18 protein-coding genes and 1 pseudogene are annotated in these 20,733 nt (G+C 66.4%); 10 read left to right on the plus strand and 9 right to left on the minus strand.

Annotation, left to right across the window (positions count from 1 at the left end; genetic code table 11):
• Positions 1-8: 8 nt before the first annotated feature.
• The 5 genes from EPK82_RS15995 to phhA form a co-directional block, all read right to left on the minus strand.
• The gene (locus EPK82_RS15995; protein ID WP_037056385.1) at positions 9-1,271 is read right to left on the minus strand and encodes an MFS transporter; all 1,263 of its coding nucleotides are present in this window, start codon (positions 1,269-1,271) and stop codon (positions 9-11) included.
• Between the two features lie 145 nt (positions 1,272-1,416).
• Positions 1,417-2,760 (minus strand): DUF2254 domain-containing protein, encoded by a 1,344-nt coding sequence (locus EPK82_RS16000; protein ID WP_134677215.1) that lies wholly within the window; start codon positions 2,758-2,760, stop codon positions 1,417-1,419.
• Between the two features lie 85 nt (positions 2,761-2,845).
• A complete protein-coding gene (locus EPK82_RS16005; RefSeq protein WP_134677217.1) occupies positions 2,846-4,045 on the minus strand; it encodes an amino acid aminotransferase in 1,200 nt (399 codons plus the stop codon).
• On the minus strand, positions 4,042-4,395 hold the full coding sequence (locus tag EPK82_RS16010; RefSeq protein WP_037056381.1) for a 4a-hydroxytetrahydrobiopterin dehydratase: 354 nt from the start codon (positions 4,393-4,395) through the stop codon (positions 4,042-4,044). The genes EPK82_RS16005 and EPK82_RS16010 overlap by 4 nt, the downstream gene beginning before the upstream one ends.
• Before the next feature lie 120 nt (positions 4,396-4,515).
• A complete protein-coding gene (gene phhA / locus EPK82_RS16015) occupies positions 4,516-5,301 on the minus strand; it encodes a phenylalanine 4-monooxygenase (RefSeq protein WP_037056375.1) in 786 nt (261 codons plus the stop codon).
• A 259-nt stretch (positions 5,302-5,560) separates the two neighbouring features.
• On the opposite strand from phhA, the gene EPK82_RS16020 reads away from it, so the two are divergent.
• Positions 5,561-7,114 (plus strand): sigma-54-dependent phenylalanine hydroxylase transcriptional regulator PhhR, encoded by a 1,554-nt coding sequence (locus EPK82_RS16020; RefSeq protein ID WP_037056373.1) that lies wholly within the window; start codon positions 5,561-5,563, stop codon positions 7,112-7,114.
• Positions 7,115-7,121: 7 nt separating this feature from the next.
• On the opposite strand, the gene EPK82_RS16025 is transcribed toward EPK82_RS16020, so the two are convergent.
• Both EPK82_RS16025 and EPK82_RS16030 read right to left on the minus strand, forming a co-directional pair.
• Positions 7,122-7,676, minus strand: a complete 555-nt coding sequence (locus tag EPK82_RS16025; protein ID WP_037056371.1) for a nucleoside deaminase — start codon at positions 7,674-7,676, stop codon at positions 7,122-7,124.
• Positions 7,677-7,920: 244 nt separating this feature from the next.
• The gene (locus EPK82_RS16030; RefSeq protein ID WP_037056369.1) at positions 7,921-8,808 is read right to left on the minus strand and encodes a LysR family transcriptional regulator; all 888 of its coding nucleotides are present in this window, start codon (positions 8,806-8,808) and stop codon (positions 7,921-7,923) included.
• A gap of 186 nt (positions 8,809-8,994) precedes the next feature.
• On the opposite strand from EPK82_RS16030, the gene EPK82_RS16035 reads away from it, so the two are divergent.
• The 6 genes from EPK82_RS16035 (at position 8,995) to EPK82_RS16060 (ending at position 15,742) form a co-directional block, all read left to right on the plus strand.
• Positions 8,995-9,822, plus strand: coding sequence for an FAS1-like dehydratase domain-containing protein (locus tag EPK82_RS16035; RefSeq protein WP_037056367.1), 828 nt, complete (start codon positions 8,995-8,997; stop codon positions 9,820-9,822).
• Positions 9,823-9,896: 74 nt separating this feature from the next.
• Positions 9,897-11,060: an acyl-CoA dehydrogenase family protein gene (locus tag EPK82_RS16040; RefSeq protein WP_037056365.1), complete on the plus strand. Its 1,164-nt coding sequence runs from the start codon at positions 9,897-9,899 to the stop codon at positions 11,058-11,060.
• 10 nt (positions 11,061-11,070) lie between these two features.
• Positions 11,071-12,423, plus strand: a complete 1,353-nt coding sequence (locus EPK82_RS16045) for an MmgE/PrpD family protein (RefSeq protein ID WP_134677219.1) — start codon at positions 11,071-11,073, stop codon at positions 12,421-12,423.
• A 66-nt stretch (positions 12,424-12,489) separates the two neighbouring features.
• A complete protein-coding gene (locus EPK82_RS16050) occupies positions 12,490-13,692 on the plus strand; it encodes a CaiB/BaiF CoA transferase family protein (RefSeq protein ID WP_134677221.1) in 1,203 nt (400 codons plus the stop codon).
• Between the two features lie 100 nt (positions 13,693-13,792).
• Positions 13,793-14,620, plus strand: a complete 828-nt coding sequence (locus EPK82_RS16055) for an HpcH/HpaI aldolase/citrate lyase family protein (protein WP_134677222.1) — start codon at positions 13,793-13,795, stop codon at positions 14,618-14,620.
• A gap of 126 nt (positions 14,621-14,746) precedes the next feature.
• On the plus strand, positions 14,747-15,742 hold the full coding sequence (locus EPK82_RS16060) for a TRAP transporter substrate-binding protein (protein ID WP_134677224.1): 996 nt from the start codon (positions 14,747-14,749) through the stop codon (positions 15,740-15,742).
• Positions 15,743-15,832: 90 nt separating this feature from the next.
• Here the strand turns inward: EPK82_RS16060 and EPK82_RS16065 are convergent, their stop codons facing one another.
• Both EPK82_RS16065 and EPK82_RS16070 read right to left on the minus strand, forming a co-directional pair.
• Positions 15,833-16,768 (minus strand): hydroxymethylglutaryl-CoA lyase, encoded by a 936-nt coding sequence (locus tag EPK82_RS16065; protein WP_134677227.1) that lies wholly within the window; start codon positions 16,766-16,768, stop codon positions 15,833-15,835.
• 260 nt (positions 16,769-17,028) lie between these two features.
• On the minus strand, positions 17,029-18,231 hold the full coding sequence (locus EPK82_RS16070) for a CaiB/BaiF CoA transferase family protein (RefSeq protein ID WP_134677229.1): 1,203 nt from the start codon (positions 18,229-18,231) through the stop codon (positions 17,029-17,031).
• A gap of 180 nt (positions 18,232-18,411) precedes the next feature.
• Here EPK82_RS16070 and EPK82_RS16075 point away from each other — a divergent pair, with 180 nt between their 5' ends.
• From EPK82_RS16075 to EPK82_RS16085, 3 genes and pseudogenes are all read left to right on the plus strand, one after another.
• Complete coding sequence (locus EPK82_RS16075) at positions 18,412-19,332, plus strand: LysR family transcriptional regulator (protein ID WP_134677231.1); 921 nt, start codon at positions 18,412-18,414, stop codon at positions 19,330-19,332.
• 118 nt (positions 19,333-19,450) lie between these two features.
• On the plus strand, positions 19,451-20,452 hold the full coding sequence (locus EPK82_RS16080) for a DctP family TRAP transporter solute-binding subunit (RefSeq protein WP_037057453.1): 1,002 nt from the start codon (positions 19,451-19,453) through the stop codon (positions 20,450-20,452).
• Between the two features lie 156 nt (positions 20,453-20,608).
• Positions 20,609-20,733, plus strand: a pseudogene (locus EPK82_RS16085) (C4-dicarboxylate ABC transporter); the annotation flags it as partial.

Genomic DNA, 20,733 nt, shown 5'->3' on the forward strand with positions numbered 1-20,733 from the left:
TGACGTCTTCAGGACACGGGGTTCGGGGTGTCCTCCATGGGTTCGTGTTCATGTGGCGGCGCATCGGGCATCAGCTCCAGCACCGTGGGGCTGGTGCGCAGCATGGGCACGAAGTGGGCGGCGTCGCCGCTGACCAGATCGCTGACATGGCGCAGCCGGTAGAGGGTGTAGGCGGCCAGCAGGCCGAGGGTGCTGGCGAAGTACAGCGGCAGTGCCGTGGCGCCCAGCTGCTCCATCAACACGCCGGCCAAAAGCGGCCCGCAGACCGAGCCGATGCCATTGACCATCAGCAGGCTGGCGGAGCCGGAAAGGATCTCGTCGCTGTGCAACTGGTCGATCAGCTGCGCCACGGCGATGGGGTAGATGGCGAAGGCCAGGCCACCCCAGATGAAGATGGCGCCGAGCAGCAGCGGTCCGGCGGGCAGCAGGCTCATGACCAGCGCCAGGCCGACGGCCAGCAGCACGACCCAGAGCAGCACCTGGCGGCGGTCGTGACGGTCCGAGTAGATGCCGATCGGCCATTGCAGCAGGGCGCCGCCGAGAATGGTCGCGGTCATCAGCAGGCCGACGCCGGGGGTATCGAAGCCGGCCAGGCTGGCGTATACCGGCGCCATGCCCCAGAAGGCACCGAGGGCCAGGCCGGACAGGCCGGCGGCGACGATGGCCAGCGGCGCGATGCTCCACAGCTGGCGCAGGTTGCTCGGTGGCGTTTCCGGCAGGCTCGGTTGCGCCTGGCGGGTCAGGGTGATGGGCATCAGCGCGGCGCTGATCAGAATCGCGGCGATGGCGAACAGGGTGAACTGCACCGGGTCGGCCAGGTGCAGCAGTTGCTGGGCCAGGGCCAGGGCACCGAGGTTGACCGCCATATACACGGCGAACACCTGGCCGCGTTTCTCGTTCGCCGCCTGGGCGTTGAGCCAGCTTTCGATGACCATGTACAGCGTCACCAGGGCCAGGCCGTAGAGCACGCGCAGGCCCAGCCAGATCCACGGGTCGATCAGCAGCAGGTGGAGCAGGGCGGCGATGGCGGCCAGCGCCGCGCAACAGGCGAATGCACGGATATGCCCGATGCGCCGGACCAGCGGAGTCGCCAGCCAGGTGCCGAGGAGGAACCCGACGAAGTACCCGGACATGATCAGTCCGAGCATCGTCGTGGAGTAGCCTTCGGCGACGCCACGCAGGGTCAGTAGGGTGTTGAGCAGGCCATTGCCGAGCAGGAGTAACGCGACCCCGCTCAGCAACGAACTGATGGGGGCAATCAGGGACCACATGCGAACTACCCTAGGGAACTGTGCCCTCGATGGCAAGCATGAAGCACGCCATGGTTTTCCTGATGTGTTTCCAACCTATTGATATATATGAAGTATTTTTACTGATAAACGGTCGATCAATTTTTCGATGGTGCCTGGTGCCCCGTCATGGGGCGTCGCTGGCATCCGGCAGGGGCAGCAGCGGGCGCTGTTCCGCAGGCAGCGTGCGGTTCAGGCGCGCGATGAACGCGTTGATTTCCTCGCGCTCGCGACGCTCGAGCAGGTGGCGCTCGGCGGTGTCCCGCACGCTGCGCGCATGGCACAGCAGCACCTCACGCTGCGCCGGGCTGCAGGGGCGGTGCAGCAGGTTCTTGAACGCCTGCAGCAGGCTGCTCAGCACGCTGACGTCCGCCGCGCCGTAGGCCCGAATCGGCCCCAGCAGTTGCAGCAGCAACTGGTCCAGCGAGAGTTCGTGGTAGGACAGTCGTGGCGGTTCGTCGGGCAGCGGCACGAAGTCGCGGTCGCCGAGTGCCAGGCGTCTGCTCAGCAGCACGCTGAGCAGGTCGACGGTCTTGATCGCGGTACCCGGATCGTTGATGCCGGGGCTGAGCGCCTTCACGGCGATCTCCGCCATCTGCCGGCAGCCGAAGAAGTAGTGGGTGCTGGCGTACTCCTCGATGAAGAAGTCGAAGCAGTCGAGCAGTTGCTGGCAGACGTCTTCGTCCAGCGGGCGCTCCAGGCGCAGCAGTGGATGGCCTTCGGTGACGAAGAAACCGCGGTGGGCGAGGACCGTCATGCGCACCTGGTGGCGGCGCAGCAGGGCGTTGGCTTCGCTGACGTTGAGGGCCTTGAAGTAGCCGTTGCGCTGCGCATTGATCGTCACCCAGGCGCTGTCGTCCGGCCACTCGGGTTGCTGCTCCCGGTCGGCCAGGTTCGCCTGGCAGGCGTCGAGCTTTTCCAGGCTGGCGCCGTAGAGATTGCTGAGAATGTGCTCGACCTGGATGGACTGCGAGATGGAGCGGATGAAGTGCACGAACAGGCCCAGGCAGGTGATGCCCAGGGCCAGGGTGATCAGCACGCCGAGGCTCGGCACCCGCTCGCTGTCGCCCTGTTCGATGGTGGTGATCAGCAGCAGCGCATAGAGGATGCTGCCCAGGTAGATGCCGAGGGTCTTCTGGTGCCCCTTGCTGCTGATCAGGCCCGGAATCACCCGTGGCGAGAGCGAGGCCGCAGCGTTGTTGAGCACCACCATGACCATCGAGAAGCTGAACACCATCAGCGAGAGGATGCCGGCCACCAGGGTGCCGAGGATCAGCCTGGCGTTGTCCGCGTTGCGCACCAGGCCGATGTCGAAATTCTCCTTGAGCGCCATCATCCAGGGGCGATATTCGATGGCCATGGTCAGCACGCACAGCAGGAAGAAGCCGATGGCGATCAGCGTCGGGTAGAAGGCCAGGCTGTGGATGATGCGCTGGTAGGCGCGAAAGAGGATGTTGCTGGGTACGGCCATTGGCGAATCCGTCGTGGATGGCGTTGACCGCACTATAGCCGTGAAGCGGGCAGGCGGCAGGCCATAGTGACCGCCGCCCGCCGACTCAGTTCACGCAGACCCGGGCGATGGCGCTGGCCAGCTGCTCCAGGCGCGTGGCATCCAGTCCGGCGACGTTGGCACGGCCGCTGCCGACCATGTACACGCTGAACTCCTCGCGCAGGCGTTGCACCTGCACCGCTGTCAGGCCGGTGTAGGAGAACATGCCGCGCTGCTTGGCGATGTGCGCGAAGCGCTCGCTCAGACCGTGCGGTGCCAGGGCTTCGACCAGGCCGCGGCGCAGGCTGGCGACGCGCTGACGCATACCTTCCAGTTCGTCCAGCCACAGGCGCTTGAGCGCCTCGTCGCCCAGCACCTGCGCGACCACGGCGGCGCCATGGGCGGGTGGTGTCGACCACAGGTTGCGTGCGATGGACGCCAGCTGGCTGCGGATGTCGAGCAGCTTCTCGGCATCGGCGGCGCAGACGATCAGGGCACCGGTGCGCTCGCGATAGAGGCCGAAGTTCTTCGAGCAGGAGCTGGTGATCAGCAGTTCGGGCAGCTCGGCGGCGAACAGGCGCACTGCCCAGGCATCGTCCTCCAGGCCATCGCCGAAGCCCTGGTAGGCGAAGTCGATCAGCGGCAGCAGTTCGCGAGCCTTGACCACTTCCAGCACGCGCTTCCAGTCACGCGGAGCGAGGTCGAAGCCGGTGGGGTTGTGGCAGCAGGCATGCAGCAGGACCACATCGCCCTTGGGCAGGTGGGTGAGTGCCGCGATCATGGCCTCCACGTCGAGGCGATTGTCGGCGCCGACGTAAGGGTAGTGGCCGACCTTGAGACCGGCCTCGGCGAACAGCGTCTCGTGGATCGGCCAGGTCGGGTCGCTCAGCCAGATGCCGCGTCCCGGCAGGCAGTGGCGGATGAAGTCGCCGGCCAGGCGCAGGGCGCCGGTGCCGCCGGGGGTCTGCGTCGCCCCGGCACGCTGCTCGGCGAGCAGGGCGGAACCCGCGCCCAGGACCAGCTCGCTGAGCAGGGCGCCGAACGCCGCATCACCGTGGCCACCGACGTAGGTCTTGGTGCGCTCGCTGTCGATCAGCTGCTGCTCGGCCAGCTTCACCGCACGCGGGATCGGCGTCAGGCCCTGGGCATCCTTGTACACGCCGACCCCCAGGTCCAGGCGCGCCGGGTTGCTGTCCAGGCGATACGCCTCCATCAGGCTGAGGATCGGGTCGCCGGGCACGCGGGCGACAGCGGCGAAATGGCTCACTTGCGGCCCTCGGCACTGGCGGCGAGTACATCGGTGCGGGCCGCCATGATGAAGTCGTTGCGGTGCAGGCCGCGCATCTCGTGGCTCCACCAGGTGACGGTGACCTTGCCCCATTCGGTGAGCAGGGCAGGGTGGTGACCGACTTCCTCGGCGATGGCACCGACGGCGTTGGTGAAGGCCAGGGCGTGGCGGAAGTTCCTGAACAGGTAGACGCGCTCCAGCTCCATGTGGTCGCCGCGCACCTCGATGTTCCAGTCGGGAATCTCGCGGATCAGCTCGGCCAGCTCCTCATCGGACACTTTCGGCGCATCGGCGCGGCAGGCTTCGCACTGGGCTTGGGCAAGACTCATTGGGGTTCTCCTGATTGTTCGTAGCCCGGATGAAATCCGGGGCGATGTCTGAGGGCCATCCCGGATTTCATCCGGGCTACTGCTATAGCGATGGTGGACAAGCCTGGCGGCATGTCCACCCTACGCGGCTTTCGGCGGAAACTTCGGGGCATGCAGGCCCAGGCTCATGGCCTGTTGCACCAGCGCCATGATGTCCTGCTGGGCCAGCTCGAACAGGCGCTTGAGCTCCGGCAGGACGAAGTACACCGGTTGCAGGATATCGATGCGATACGGCGTGCGCATCGCTTCCAGCGGATCGAAGGCCTGGTGCTCGGGTACGTCGGACAGGGCGTAGAGGGTTTCCTTCGGCGAGGACAGGATGCCGCCGCCGTAGATGCGTCGGCCTGCCGGGGTGTCGAGCAGGCCGAACTCGATGGTCAGCCAGTACAGGCGCGCCAGGTAGACGCGTTGCTCTTTCGTGGCCTGCAGGCCGAGCTTGCCGTAGGTGTGGGTGAATTCGGCGAACCAGGGGTTGGTCAGCAGCGGGCAGTGGCCGAAGATCTCGTGGAAGATGTCCGGCTCCTGCAGGTAGTCCAGTTCTTCGGGCGTGCGGATGAAGGTGGCGACGGGAAACTGCTTGCTGGCCAGCAGCTCGAAGAAGGTCTGGAACGGAATCAGCGCCGGCACCCGTGCCACGCGCCAGCCGGTGCTGGCTTCGAGCACCCGGTTGATCTCGCCCAGCTGCGGGATGCGCTCCAGCGGCAGGCCGAGCTGTTCGATGCCGTCCAGGTATTCCTGGCAGGCACGGTTCTCGATCACCTTCAGTTGGCGGGTGATCAGGGTGTTCCACACCTGATGCTCGGCCTCGGGGTAGTGGATAAAGCCACTGTCGTCCGGTTCTCGGGCCAGGTACTGCGTGCTCTTCATCGCTGCCTCCTTCAGGGGGCTGTTGTTCTTGTCTTGACCAGAGCATGCCTGCGATCGCTCCGCCGAACAGGGGGCAGGCCAGACGGGATACGCGCGGATGGGGGGTTAAATCGTAAAGTTTTGATTACGACTTTGGTGGGGTGGCCGGCTTTCAGCTTGCTGTCACGCGAAACTGTCACATATTCTTGACGGAAAATATGCCGTCGCGGCGAATTTCCAGGCGTGACGGCCCATAACAAGACCCACAAGAGCCTGCGCCATGCGTATCAAGGTCCATTGCCAGAACCGTGTCGGCATCCTGCGTGACATCCTCAACCTGCTGGTCGACTACGGCATCAACGTTGCCCGTGGTGAAGTCGGCGGCGAGCAGGGCAACGCCATCTACCTGCACTGCCCGAACCTGATCAACCTGCAATTCCAGTCGCTGCGCCCCAAGTTCGAGGCGATTCCCGGCGTGTTCGGCGTCAAGCGCGTCGGCCTGATGCCCAGCGAGCGGCGCCATCTGGAACTCAACGCACTGCTCGGCGCTCTGGATTTTCCGGTGCTGTCGATCGACATGGGCGGCAGCATCGTCGCCGCCAACCGCAGTGCCGCGCAGTTGCTCGGCGTGCGGGTGGACGAGGTGCCCGGCATGGCGCTGTCGCGTTACGCCGAGGACTTCGACCTGCCCGAGCTGGTGCGCGCCAACAAGACGCGGATCAACGGCCTGCGCGTGAAGATCAGGGGGGACGTGTTCCTCGCCGACATCGCGCCGCTGCAGAACGAGCATGACGACAGTGAGGCGCTGGCCGGCGCCGTGCTGACCCTGCACCGCGCCGATCGCGTCGGCGAGCGCATCTACCATGTGCGCAAGCAGGAGCTGCGCGGGTTCGACTCGATCTTCCAGAGCTCGAAGGTGATGGCGGCGGTGGTCAAGGAGGCGCGGCGCATGGCGCCACTGGATGCGCCGCTGCTGATCGAGGGCGAGACCGGCACCGGCAAGGAACTGCTGGCACGCGCCTGCCACCTGGCCAGCCCGCGCGGCCAGTCGCCGTTCATGGCCCTCAACTGCGCCGGCCTGCCCGAATCCATGGCCGAGACCGAGCTGTTCGGTTATGGCCCCGGCGCCTTCGAGGGCGCGCGGCCGGAAGGCAAGCTCGGTCTGCTGGAACTGACGGCCGGCGGTACGCTGTTTCTCGATGGTGTCGGCGAGATGAGCCCGCGCTTGCAGGCCAAGTTGCTGCGCTTTCTCCAGGATGGCTGTTTCCGCCGGGTCGGCAGCGACGAGGAGGTGTACCTGGATGTGCGGGTGATCTGCGCCACCCAGGTCGATCTCTCCGAGCTGTGCGCGCGTGGCGAGTTTCGCCAGGACCTCTACCACCGCCTCAACGTGCTCAGCCTGCACATCCCGCCGCTGCGCGAATGCCTCGATGGCCTGGCGCCGCTGGTGGAGCACTTCCTCGATTCGGCCAGCCGGCAGATCGGTTGCGCGCTGCCCAGGCTGGCGCCGCCGGCCCTCGAACGCATGGCGCACTACCACTGGCCGGGCAACGTGCGGCAGCTGGAGAACGTGCTGTTCCAGGCGGTATCGCTGTGCGACGGTGGCACGGTGAAGGCCGAGCACATCCGCCTGCCGGACTATGGCGCGCCGCAGCCGCTGGGCGAGTTCTCGGTGGACGGCAGCCTCGAGGACATTCTCGGTCGCTTCGAGAAGGCGGTGCTGGAGCGTCTGTTCCGCGATCACCCGAGCAGTCGGCAACTGGGCAAGCGCCTCGGGGTGTCCCACACCACCATCGCCAACAAGCTGCGCCAGCATGGCCTGGGCAAGGACTAGGCAGTGCTCATGGCTGGCCGCGCCAGGCCCGGGCCACCCGTTGGCGCAGCGCCTGGCGGTTCTGCAGGCGATGAATCGCCAGTTCGGACAGCTCGGTCCAGTAGGGCGCGACCTCGGCCTGGGCCACTGACAGGCGTGAGGCCAGGCTTTCCCAGACAGGCGGCAGCTGGCCGTGGCCCACGGCGAAGCCACCGTCCTGGTCACGCGCCAGGTAGCGCACGCGCGGTATGCCGGCGAGCAGGATGCGGCCGTAGCACATCAGGCAGGGTTCCAGGCTGACGTAGAGCGTCAGGCCGTCGCGGTCGACCTCGGGGTGCAGGCGTTCGAGCTGGTCGATGACCTTCATCTCGGCATGGGCGGCGCTGTCGAAGCCGTTGGCGAACACCTGGTTGCGGCCGCTGCACAGCAGCTCCTGGCGCTCGTTGACCAGCACCGCGCCGACGGCGTAGCAACCCTCCTCCAGCGCCAGCAGGGCCTGCTCGCAACACATCCGGCCCCAGATGTCCTCGGTGTTGTTGCTGGCCGGTGCCTGTTGCAGGAGGGCGAGATGCTCGGGGCTCATGAAGGTGTCCTCATCCACCACTACGGATTGCCAACAGTATGGCTCGCGCCTACGAGTTCGCCTGCATACGACCATGGTGCAATAGGCAGGCGGGTGGGTGAGGGCGACACTGGGCCCGTACCGATCATCCTGCGTGATTTGGGTGCAAGCGTTTCCGCATTCCTTTTCAGGAATGCCTTGAATGGGCGGGCGACCTGATGGTCGCCCTTTTTTTGCCTGCCGTTCCTGCCGGCGCCGCCCGGCGTCAGACGCCCTGGGTCAGCCTGTCGATCAATGCACGGACGCTGCCCGGCAGCGCATCCAGCTCGCGTACCAGCATGCTGCGCTCGCGTACCGCCCAGTCCTCGTCCAGCTGCAGGACGGCCAGTTGCATGGTGCGGCTGTGCCGGCGTGCGGCGGACTCGGGAATGATGCCGATGCCCACGCCGCCCTCGATCATCCGGCAGATGGCCTCGAAGCTCGACACCTGGATGCGCAGGGCGAGCGTGCCGCCGAGCTTCTCCACCTGTTCGCGCAGAAAGCTCAGCAGGGTGCTGCCCTCGTGCAGGCCGATGTGCTGATAGGCGAGGGTGTCGCTGAAACTGACCGACTGCCGTTGCGCCAGGGCATGGCCCAGGGGCACCGCCAGCACTAGGCGGTCGGTGCTGAAGTGCAGCACCTGCAAGCCCGTTGCCTGCACCGGGCCGGCGATGATGCCGAGGTCGGCGGCACCATCCAGCACCCCGCGCACGATGTCGCGGCTCAGGCGCTCCTGCAGATCGACGGTGACCCCGGGGCGCTCGGCGAGGAAGCCGGCCAGCACCTCGGGGAGGAATTCGGTGACCGCCGTGGTGTTGGCGAAGATGCGGATGTGCCCGGCGGCGTCGGTGCCGTATTCGGTGAACTCGCTTTTCAGGTAGTCCACCTGGCGCATGATCAGCCGCGCGTGCTGCAGCAGGCGCTGGCCCGCCGGGGTCAGCTCGACGCCACGGCTGTCGCGGTACAGCAGGCGGCTGCCCAGCTGGCCCTCCAGAGCCTTGATCCGTGCGCTGGCTGCCGCCGGCGAGAGAAAGGCCCGGCGCGCGCCCTGGGTCAGGCTGGGCGACTCGGCGATATGGATGAACAGGCGCAGGTCGGCTAGGTCGAAATGCATGGTGGCCTCGGTGACGGCGCAAAGGTCCGCTGGGAGCGATCGGCCGGGGATCGCGGCTAGAAGTCGCCCCTGCGTGGTGAAGGCGTTAAGCATATCCGAACGCTGGATTAAATAAATGGAGATTCTCTGAACGCAGGCCGGGTTGCATGCTCTGCTCCACACAAGAACGAGCCGGAACCCTGCACCATGAGCGACTCTGCTTTCTCTGCCTGGATTGGTCGTAGCGAAGAAGTCCACGACCAGATCAGCCGTAACCTGGTCAAGCGCATCGCCGCCACCCTGGGCGACGCCACGCCTGCCCACGGCGAGGCACTTCCCCCTCTCTGGCACTGGGCGTTCTTCCAGGAGCCCGTGGCCGAGAACGGCCTGGGTACGGATGGCCATCCGGCGCGCGGTGGCTTCCTGCCGCCGGCTGACGACCGCAACCGCATGTGGGCCGGTGGCCGCATCGAGTTCTTCCAGGCGCTGCGTGTCGGCGGCGAGGCCAGTCGTGTGTCGACCATCACGCACATCGAGGAAAAGCACGGCCGCACCGGCGCGCTGCTGTTCGTCACCGTGCAGCACGACTACCTGCAGGACGGCCAGCTGGCCATCCGCGAAGAACAGGACATCGTCTACCGCGAGCCCAGTCCACCCAAGGCCAGCAGTGGCGAGCCACTGGTCGCCGGGGACTGGCGCGAGGCGGTGACGCCGAGCAGCACGCTGCTGTTTCGCTACAGCGCGGTGACCTTCAACGGCCATCGCATCCACTACGACTGGCCCTATGTCACCGAAACCGAAGGCTACAGCGGCCTGGTCGTGCACGGCCCGCTGATCGCCACGCTGAGCCTGCGCGCCTTCTGCCGCGCCAACCCGCAGGCGCGTCTGCGCCGCATCGCCTACCGCGGCCTGCGTCCGCTGATCGCACCGCAGCCCTTCGAAGTCGGCGGGCGTATCAGCGAGGTCGGCCATGCCGAACTGTGGGCGGGCAACGAGGCCGGCCTGGCGCAGCGCGCCGAGGTGCAATTCGACTGATTGTTCGTAGCCCGGATGCAATCCGGGAAATCGCCCCGGATTGCATCCGGGCTACGGCTCACTGAGGAACTGTGATGAACGCCAGCAACAACGAAGAACTCAATGCCATCCGCGAAGGCGTGCGCGCCCTGTGTGCGGAGTTTCCCGCCGAATACTGGCGCAAGATCGACGAGGAGAAGGGCTTCCCGGAAGCCTTCGTCAGCGCCATGACCGAGGCCGGCTGGCTGTCGGCGATGATCCCGGAAGAGTACGGCGGCTCGGGCCTGGGCCTGGCCGAGGCGTCGGTGATCCTCGAGGAGGTCAACCGCTGCGGCGGCAACTCCGGGACCATCCACGGGCAGATGTACAACATGTTCACCCTGCTGCGTAACGGCAGTGACGAGCAGAAGCGCTACTACCTGCCGAAACTGGCCAGTGGCGAGCTGCGCCTGCAGTCGATGGGCGTGACCGAGCCGACCACCGGCACCGACACCACCAAGATCAAGACCACCGCCGTGCGCAAGGGCGACACGTACGTGATCAACGGGCAGAAGGTGTGGATCTCGCGCATCCAGCACTCCGACCTGATGATCCTGCTGGCGCGCACCACGCCGCTGGCCGAGGTGCAGCGCAAGTCCGAAGGCATGTCGATCTTCCTGGTCGACCTGCGCGAAGCCATCGGCAATGGCCTGACCGTGCAGCCGATCGCCAACATGGTCAACCACGAGACCAACGAGCTGTTCTTCGACAACCTGGAGATTCCCGCCAGCAGTCTGATCGGCGAGGAGGGCAAGGGTTTTCGCTACATCCTCGACGGCCTCAATGCCGAGCGTACGCTGATCGCCGCCGAGTGCATCGGCGATGGCCGCTGGTTCATCGAGAAGGCCAGCCAGTATGCACGCGACCGCGTGGTGTTCGGTCGCCCCATTGGCCAGAACCAGGGCGTGCAGTTCCCCATCGCCAAGGCGCATATCGAAGTGGAGGCGGCCGACCTGATGCGCTGGCGCGCCTGCGAGCAGTACGACCGTGGCGAGAACGCCGGGGCCAGCGCCAACATGGCCAAGTACCTGGCGGCGGAAGCGTCCTGGGCGGCGGCCAACGCCTGCCTGCAGACCCACGGCGGTTTCGGCTTCGCCAACGAATACGACGTCGAGCGCAAGTTCCGCGAGACCCGTCTGTACCAGGTGGCGCCGATCTCCACCAACCTGATCATGTCCTATGTGGCCGAGCACCTGCTCGAGCTGCCACGCAGTTTCTGAGGAACCGACCATGAGCACGGACACCCAGAAGCTCGCCGCCTTCCTCGCCGAGCTGCGTTACGACGACCTGCCCGAGCATGTGCTGGAGCGCACCGAGGACCTGCTGCTCGACTGGCTGGGCTCGGCCCTGGCCAGCGAAGGTGCGCGACCGATTCCGCTGTTCGAGGCCTACGCGCAGAAGATGGGTCCGGCCGAGGGCCCGGCGCGCATCCTGGTCAACGGCCGGGGCACCTCGGCGTACTTCGCCGCCCTGGTCAATGCCGCGTCCTCGCACCTGGTGGAGCAGGACGACCTGCACAACAGCTCGGTGCTGCATCCGGCTACTGTGGTCTTCCCGGCTGCGCTGGCAGCGGCGCAGGACCTCGGCAAGTCCGGCCGCGAACTGCTGCTGGCCTCGGTGGCCGGCTACGAGGCGGGCATCCGCATTGGCGAGTTCCTCGGCCGTTCGCACTACCGCATCTTCCATACCACGGCCACCGTCGGCACCCTGGCGGCCGCCGTGGCCGTGGGCAAGCTGCTGGATTTCGACCAGCGGCAGTTCATCCATCTGCTGGGCAACGCCGGCACCCAGGCCGCCGGTCTCTGGGAGTTCCTGCGCGACGCTGCCGATTCCAAGCAGCTGCACACGGCCAAGGCAGCGGCCGATGGCCTGCTCGCCGCCTACCTCACCGAGCAGGGCTTGACCGGCGCGCAGAACATCCTCGAAGGCGAGCAGGGCATGGCGGCGGGAATGTCCCGTGATGCCGACCCGCGCAAGCTGTCCGATCGCCTCGGGCGGCGCTGGGCGCTGGTGGAGACCTCGTTCAAGTTCCACGCCTCCTGCCGGCATACCCATCCGGCTGCCGATGCCCTGCTGGCGCTGATGCAGCGCGAACGCCTGCGTCACGAGGACATCCAGCGGGTGACGGCCCGCGTGCACCAGGGCGCGATCGACGTGCTCGGCCGCGTGAAGGTGCCGCAGAGCGTACACCAGGCCAAGTTCTCCATGGGCACCGTGCTGGGCCTGATCGCCGTGCATGGCAAGGCGCAGCTCACCGAGTTCGCCGAGCTGGCGCTGCAGGACCCGGCCGTGGCGGCGTTTCGCGACAAGGTGCAGATGCGCCTGGACCCCGAGGTGGACATCGCCTATCCGCAGCGCTGGCTGGGTCGCGTCGAAGTGCTCACCCGCGATGGCCGCACGCTGTTCAGCGCCATCGACGAGCCCAAGGGCGACCCCGGCAACACCCTCAGCCGCGCCGAGCTGGAAGACAAGTTCCGCCGCCTGCTGGCCTTCGCCGGCAAGCGCAGTGGCGATGAGGCCGGCGTGCTGATCGAGCGGGTCTGGGGCCTGCGCGACAGCGCTGACCTGAGCAACCTGGCCTGACGGCTCACTTCGAATTTCCGGTGGATCGGTGAAGCGCGATCCACCCTACGGATCAGGGAACCGCACATGAACAACGCACAACAACCCCGGCCACTGGATGGCATCACCGTGGTCAGCCTGGAACATGCCATCGCCGCGCCGTTCTGCACCCGCCAGCTCGCCGACCTCGGCGCGCGGGTGATCAAGGTGGAGCGTCCGGGCAGTGGCGATTTCGCCCGTGGCTACGACGAGCGCGTCAGCGGCCTGGCCTCGCACTTCGTCTGGACCAACCGCTCCAAGGAAAGCCTGACCCTCGACCTCAAGCAGGACGATGCCTCTCAGGTGCTCGACAGCCTGCTGGCCAAGGCCGACGTGCTGGTACAGAACCTCGCGCCCGGCGCCGCCGCGCGCATGGGCCTGTCGTTCGAGGCCCTGCACGAACGCTTCCCCAGGCTGATCGTCTGCGACATTTCCGGTTACGGCGAGGGCGGCCCCTATGAGCAGAAGAAGGCCTACGACCTGCTGATCCAGAGCGAGGGCGGCTTTCTCTCCGTCACCGGCGGGCCGGGCGAGGAGGAGATGGCCAAGGCCGGTTGCTCCATCGCCGACATCGCGGCCGGCATGTATGCCTACACCGGCGTGCTCTCGGCGCTGATGCTGCGTGGCCGCACCGGCGTCGGCAGCCGCGTCGACGTGTCGATGCTGGAGAGCCTGGTGGAGTGGATGGGGTACCCGCTGTACTACGCCTACGAGGGGGCCACGCCGCCGCCACGCGCGGGCGCAGCGCACTCGACCATCTACCCCTATGGCCCGTTCCCGGCCGGCGATGGCGGCACGGTGATGCTCGGCCTGCAGAACGAGCGCGAATGGGCGGCGTTCTGCGACAAGGTGCTGGAGCAGCCCGCGCTGGCCGGCGACGAGCGCTTCAGCGCCAACTCGCGGCGCTCGGCCAACCGCAGCGAGCTGCGCGCGATCATCCTCGAGGCCTTTGCACGCATGACTGCGGCGCAGGTGATCGAGCGCCTGGAGCAGGCGCAGATCGCCAACGCCCAGGTCAACGACATGGCCGGCGTCTGGGCCCATCCGCAACTGCAGGCGCGGCAGCGCTGGCGTCAGGTCGACAGCCCCAGCGGCAGCCTGCCGGCCCTGCTGCCGCCGGGGCGCAACAGCGCCTTCGAGCCACGCATGGACGCCATCCCCGCGCTGGGCCAGCACACCGACGCGCTGCTCGCCGAGCTGGGCTATGCCGCCGGCGATATCCAGCGCCTGCACCAGCAGGGGGCCGTATGACCGACAAGCGCCTCCCGGCCGAGTGCCGCCATTCATTGCGCAGGATGGCCGACGCACGTTGCGTCCAGCACACGCCTGCCAACCGCACAGAGGTGCGAGCATGAACACGCCAATCATCCGCAGCGCCCTGTTCGTGCCGGCCAGCCGTCCCGAGCGTATCCCCAAGGCACTCGCCGTCGGCGCCGATGCCGTGATCGTCGATCTGGAAGACGCCGTGCAGGAGAGCCTGAAGGTCGAGGCCCGGGCCAATCTCGATGCCTTCCTCAGCGCCAGCCCCGAGGCGCGCCTGCTGGTGCGCATCAATGCCCCCGAGCATGCCGGGCATGCGGCCGACATCGCCCTGTGCGCCCGGCATGCCGGGGTGGTCGGCGTGTTGCTGCCCAAGGTGGAGTCTGCCGCCCATGTCTCACGTGTCGCGGCCTGCGCCAAGCCGGTCTGGCCGATCATCGAGAGCGCGGCGGGGCTGCTGGCGCTGGCGGACATCGCCCATGCCGACGGTGTCGAGCGCCTGTCCTTCGGCGCGCTCGACCTGGGCCTGGACCTGGGCCTGAGCAGCGGTTCTGCCGCCGCCGAACGCATCCTCGACCAGGCCCGCTATGCCTTGCTCCTGCAGTCGCGCGTGGCCGGTCTGGGGGCGCCGCTGGACAGCGTCTTCCCGGCCATCGAAGACCGTGAAGGGCTCGCCCGCACGGCGCGTGATGCACGCGACATGGGCTTCGACGGACTGCTGTGCATCCACCCCACCCAGGTCGAGATCGTGCACCGCGCGCTGTGCCCGGCCGACGAGGAACTGGCCTGGGCGCGGCGGGTGATGGCCGCTGCCAGCAGTGGTGCAGGGGTGTTCGTGGTCGACGGGCAGATGGTCGACGCCCCCGTGCTCGGCCGCGCCCGGCGCCTGCTGCAACGGGCAGGGGAGGCCTGCGACTGACAGGCCTGCCGTGTTGCTCTGCCCCTGAGAGGAACCTGAGGTTTTCCAGTGATGTAACCGCACGGTTGCCCCGAGGCAGCCGGCTCTTTCCACGTACCAAGCAAACAACAACAACGAGGTAACGTCATGTTCAGATTCACCGCCAAGGCACTCGCCTGTGCCGCGATCCTTTCCTGTGCCGGCCTGGTCCAGGCTGCCGAGGAGCCCATCATCATCAAGTTCGCCCACGTGGTGGCGGACAACACGCCCAAGGGACAGGGTGCGCTGCTGTTCAAGAAGCTGGCCGAGGAGCGTCTGCCCGGGCGGGTGAAGGTAGAGGTCTATCCCAACTCCTCGCTGTTCGGCGATGGTAAGGAAATGGAGGCGCTGCTGCTCGGCGACGTGCAGATGCTGGCGCCGTCGCTGGCCAAGTTCGAGCAGTACGCCAAGCCGGTGCAGCTGTTCGACCTGCCGTTCCTGTTCGATGACATGGCGGCGGTGGACCGCTTCCAGGCCAGCCCGCAGGGGCGTGCGCTGCTGACCTCCATGGAGAGCAAGAACATCACCGGCCTGGCCTACTGGCACAACGGCCTGAAGGTGATGTCCGCCAACAAGCCGCTACGTGACCCGGCCGACGCCCGTGGCCTGAAGTTCCGCGTGCAGGCTTCCGCCGTACTGGAAGAGCAGTTCAAGGCCGTGCGCGCCAACCCGCGCAAGATGAGCTTCGCCGAGGTCTACCAGGGCCTGCAGACCGGCGTGGTCAACGGCACCGAGAACACCTGGTCGAACTACTACAGCCAGAAGGTGCACGAGGTGCAGAAGTACATGACCGAGTCCGATCACGGCCTGATCGACTACATGGTGATCACCAACACCCAGTTCTGGAAAGGGCTGCCGGCCGATGTGCGCAGCGAGCTGGAGAAGGTCATGGCCGAAGTGTCCGTCGAGGTGAACAAGCAGGCCGATGCGCTCAACCAGAGTGCCAAGCAGGACATCGCCAAGGCCGGCACCACCGAGATCATCGAGCTGACCCCGCAGCAGCGCGCCGAATGGCGTGAAGCGATGCGCCCGGTGTGGAAGAAGTTCGAGAAGGAGATCGGTGCCGAGCTGATCGAGGCGGCGGAGAAATCCAACCAGGGTTGATGCTGCGCTGCACATGAAAACGCCCGGTGCTTGCACCGGGCGTTTTCGTGTTGGAGCAGAAGGTCGCGGCTAAAGCCCCAGGCACATTGTTCAGAGCCCGGCTTCCTGCATCCACTTCGGCTTGGGATAGCGGCGGTCCGACTTGCCTGCCTTGAGGATGGCGCCGGGTACGTCGTGGCCGATCAGGTCGGGCAGGGTGGCGGCGGCTTCGAGCAGTACGTCGAGATTCACGCCGGTGTCCAGGCCCATGCGCTGGAACATGTGCACCAGGTCCTCGGTGCAGATGTTGCCGCTGGCGCCCGGTGCGTAAGGGCAGCCGCCGAGGCCGCCGAGCGAGGCGTCGAAGCGGTCGATGCCGGCGTTCAGCGCTGCCAGTGCGTTGGCCAGGCCCATGCCTCGGGTGTTGTGGAAGTGCGCGGTGAACACGGCCTCGGGCCAGCGTTGCAGTGCCGCGCGGCAGATGCGCTCGACCTGCGCCGGGTCGGCCATGCCGGTGGTGTCGCACAGGGTCACGCCCTGCACGCCGATGTCCAGCAGGCGCTGGATCAGCGTCTGCACGCGGCTCTCCGCCACCTCGCCTTCGAACGGGCAACCGAAGGTGGTCGACAGCGAGGCGTTGATGAACACGCCGCTGCCACGGGTGACTTCGATGATTTCGGCGAACTGTTGCAGCGATTGTTCCGGCGTCATGCGCAGGTTGGCCAGGCCGTGGGTGTCGCTGGCCGACATGACCAGGTTGATCTCGTCCACCGCGCACGACAGCGCGCGTTCGCAGCCCTTCACGTTGGGCACCAGCACGGTGTATTCGACACCGGCCACGCGCTGGATGCCGCGCATCACTTCTTCGGCGTCGCGCAGGTTGGGAATGGCCTTGGGCGAGGTGAAGGAGGTGACTTCGACCTTGGCCAGGCCGGTGTGGGAGAGGCGGTCGATCAGGGCGATCTTGTCTTCGGTCGGGACGAAGGAGGCTTCGATCTGGAAGCCGTCACGGGTGGCGACGTCCTGGATGTAGAGGCGTTTGCTCATGGGTAGATCCTTGCGGTATTGGCTGGCTGGGAGGCGCGCTTTCCATCCATTGCGGCGCTGACCGGCGGTGTCGTGGTTCTGGCGGACAAGCTTCGCGTTGTCCACCCTACGGGGCTTCGTCATTGCAATGAGCCGCGCCTGCGTAGGGTGGATGGCGCTTCTTCCATCCACCACTGCGGTGTCCGGTGTTGGCGTGGGTTTGTGTGGACAAGCTTCGCGTTGTCCACCCTACGGGTGCCGTGATCGCGGCTTTTGGGTGCTCAGATGATTCCGCGTTCGCGCAGGCCGGCGACCTGGGCCTCGCTGAGGCCGAGGCCGGCGAGGACGTCATCGGTGTGCTCGCCCAGCTGTGGGCCACCGTTGCCGATGCGCCCTGGCGTGCGGCTGAGCTTGGGCAGCACCCCCGGCACCCGCAGCGGGCCGGCGCTGGTCTGCACCTGCTCGATCATCTGCCGCGCCAGGTAGTGCGGGTCCTGCACGATGTCGGCGGCGGTGTAGGGGTAGCCGGCCGGTACGCGGGCCCCCTTGAGCGCTTCGATCACTTCGTCACGGCCACGCCGGGCGGTCCATTCGGCGATGGCGTTGTCGATCAGTTCGGCGTGCTGGCTGCGCCCATCGTTCTGCGCCAGGCGCGGGTCGTTGCCCAGGTCGTCGCGGCCGATCAGGCTCATCAGGCGCTTGTAGATGCTGTCGCCGTTGCCGGCGATCAGCACGTAGCTGCCGTCGTTGCACGGGTAGGAGTTGGACGGCGTGATGCCGGGCAGGGCGCTGCCGGCCGGCTCGCGGATGTAGCCGAAGGCGTCGTATTCGGGGATCAGGCTTTCCATCATGGCGAACACCGATTCGTACAGCGCCACGTCGATCTCCTGGCCCTGGCCGCTGCGCGCACGCTCCTGCAGGGCCAGCAGCACGCCGATCACGCCGTACAGCGAGGACAGCGAATCGCCGATGCTGATGCCGACGCGCACGGGCGCCTGGCCGGGATAGCCGGAAAGGTGGCGCAGGCCGCCCATGGCCTCGCCGATCACGCCGAAGCCGGGCAGGTCGCGGTAGGGCCCGGTCTGCCCGTAGCCGGAAATGCGCAGCATGATCAGTTTCGGGTTGATGGCCTTCAGTGCGTCGTAGCCCAGGCCCCAGCCTTCCAGCGTGCCGGGGCGGAAGTTCTCCACCAGCACATCGGCTTCACTCACCAGTTGGCGGACGATGTCCTGTGCTTCGGCTTCCTTCAGGTTCAGCGTCAGCGAGCGCTTGTTGCGCGACTGCACGTGCCACCAGAGCGAGGTGCCATCCTTGATCTTGCGCCACTTGCGCAGCGGGTCACCGATGCCTGGCGGCTCGATCTTGATCACGTCGGCGCCGAATTCGCCGAGCAGCTTGCTGGCGAAGGGACCGGCGATGAGCTGGCCCATCTCGATCACCTTGAGCCCCTGCAGGGCCATGTTGCCGTTGTTGCTTTGAGTCATGGCTGCACCTGATTTGCCTGTGCGTTTCTTGTGGTGCGCAGAATGGCGCAGTGAGGCGACTCGGACAATTGCTCAATGGCCAAGCTAGGCTTCGCGGCTGACGAAGTGTCATGCTGTAAACCGGCTTTGCCATGGCGATATGGCCTGGCTGCTTCGCCAGGCACGAAACGGAGAATCCTCATGCGGCGTATCGATTTCGTCACCCTCAAGCTGTTCGTGGCCATCGCCGACGAACGCAGCCTGACCCGTGCCGCCGAGCGCGAGCACCTGGCGCTGGCGGCGGTGAGCAAGCGCGTCAGCGACCTGGAGAGCCAGCTCGGCATCGCGCTGCTCTATCGCCAGCCCAAGGGCGTCGAGCTGACGCCGGCCGGCCACGCCCTGCTGCACCACGCACGCAACATGATGGACAACCTCGAGCAGCTCAACGCCGACCTCAGCGAGTTCAGCGAGGGGGTGAAGGGCCACGTGCGCATCCACGCCAATACCTCGGCGGTGATCGAGTTCCTGCCCGAGGACCTGGCCAGCTTCAGTCGTCGCCACCCGCAGGTGAAGATCGACCTGGAGGAGCGGGTCAGCAGCGAGACCCTGCGTGCGGTGCGCGAGGGCCTCACCGATATCGGCATCTTCGCCGGGCATGTACCGGCCGATGACCTGCAGGTGTTCACCTATCGCCACGACCAGCTGGTGCTGGTCACCCCGCGCGATCATCCGCTGGCCGGGCGTGACGGCATCCATCTGCGCGAAGCGGTGGGCTACGATTTCATCGGCCTGCAGCAGGACGCCTCGCTGCACAGCCTGCTGCAGCACTCGGCGCACAACCAGGGCATGGCATTGCGCCTGCGCATCCAGGTTCGCAGCTTCGAGGCCATCTGCCGGATGATCCACACCGGCATGGGCGTTGGCGTCCTGCCGGACCTGGCGGTACGCACCTATCTGCCGGCGCTCGATGTGCGGGTGATCCCGCTGCACGATCCCTGGGCCAGGCGTGAGCTGAAGGTGGCCGTACGCAATCAGGACAACCTTTCGCTGACCGCGAAGCAGATGCTCGACCACCTGCGCAACAGTGGATCGGCAGGGGATGATCTCGCGTTGCCTTCGTGAATGCCGAAGGCTCGGTTGTTCAAATGTGAATTTCAGCGCGGAGGAGGGCGGGGTAGAGTCCGGGCCAATCGAAGGGTTTTCGCCCTCGACGCTCAGACAAAAACAACAGGAGCTTTCCATGAAGTTTTCATTCGTTCGTCGTGGCCTGGCTGGCGTACTCGCCGGCTGTGCCCTGCTTGGCGCACTGTCGGCCCAGGCTGCCGATCCGATCTTGATCAAGTTCTCCCACATCACTGCCGACAGCACGCCGAAGGGGCAGGGCGCGCTGCTGTTCAAGAAGCTGGTGGACGAGCGCCTGGCCGGCAAGGTCAAGGTCGAGGTCTACGCCAACTCCTCGCTCTATGGCGACGGCAAGGAGATGGAAGCCCTGTTGCTCAACGAAGTGCAGATGCTGGCGCCGGCACCGTCCAAGCTGGAGCAGTACACCAAGCAACTGCAGCTGTTCGATCTGATGTTCCTGTTCGACGACGTGGCAGCGGCGCAGCGCTTCCAGGCTTCGGACAAGGGCAAGGCGCTGCTCAAGTCGATGGAAGACAAGGGCATCACCGGCCTCGCCTACTGGCTCAACGGCATGCGCCAGCTGACCGCCAACAAGCCGCTGGTCGAGCCTGCTGACGCCCGTGGGCAGAAGTTCCGCGTGCAGCCGTCCGACCTGCAGGCGGCGCAGTACAGCGCCCTGCGCGCAGTGCCGCGCAAGATGGCCTTCGCCGAGATCTACCAGGGCCTGCAGACCGGCGTGGTCAATGCCCAGGACAACCCCTGGTCGAACATCTACTCGCAGAAGTACTTCGAGGTGCAGAAGTACATGACCGAGTCCAACCATGCGATCGGCAACTACGTACTGATCACCAACACCAAGTTCTGGAACGGTCTGCCGGCGGATATCCGCGGCGAGCTGGAGGCGATCGTCGACGAGGTCACCGTCGAGGTGAACAAGCAGGCCGAGGCGCTCAATGCCAAGGCGCGCCAGGGCATCCTGGACACCGGCAAGAGCGAGATCATCACCCTGACCCCCGAGCAGCGTGCCCAATGGCGTGACGCCGTGCGCCCGGCGTGGAAGAAGTTCGAAGCCGACATCGGTGTGGACGTGATCGAGGCCGCGCAGGCCGCCAACCAGTAATTTCCCCCCAGAGCCACCCCGGGCCCACGCACCCGGGGTGGTTCGCCATTCAGCACCGCCTAAGGCGGTGTTTGCCAATGACGAATATCCCGCGGGCGCCCGGCTCGGTTAGATTCGTCCGACTCCTGACAATCACAACAACCTCGCGGAGATGCCATGAACGCCTTGCGGCGCGCCTGGGAGCACTTCGAGGAAGGCTTCATCGCCTTTCTTCTCGCTGCCATGACCCTGATCACCTTCGTCTACGTGATCCTCAACAACTTCTACACCCTGTTCTACTG

Origin of the sequence: Ectopseudomonas khazarica (genome assembly GCF_004521985.1) — a bacterium.
GTDB classification, from domain to species: domain Bacteria; phylum Pseudomonadota; class Gammaproteobacteria; order Pseudomonadales; family Pseudomonadaceae; genus Aquipseudomonas; species Aquipseudomonas khazarica.